General features: G+C 32.3%; 1 protein-coding gene. It reads right to left on the reverse strand.

Annotated elements, in window-relative coordinates:
* Positions 1-61 precede the first annotated feature (61 nt).
* A partial coding sequence (locus FOT98_RS32830) for a MerR family transcriptional regulator (RefSeq protein WP_483861243.1) occupies positions 62-257 on the reverse strand: 196 nt, incomplete at its 5' end.

Raw genomic sequence — 257 nt, forward strand, 5'->3', positions numbered from 1 at the left:
GTTTGACGGATTTTACTAATTTGTTCAGTTGTCGGTTTGATTTCTATTAAATATGCTCTTTTCATAAGTCTTCATCCTCCGACATTTTCTTTTTGTATTTTCTCAACCCATATATTCTACAGCTAAATACATGAATGATAGATATTAAATCCTGAACAAGTTCTTCTTGCATACCCATATATTTCTTATACCGTTCTTCTGTATAATATCTTCTTCCTTTTGGGTTTCGGTAAGCAGGTAAAACACCTTGATTGTCC

Source organism: Bacillus sp. HY001, assembly GCF_007558965.1.
Lineage (GTDB): Bacteria > Bacillota > Bacilli > Bacillales > Bacillaceae_G > Bacillus_A > Bacillus_A mobilis.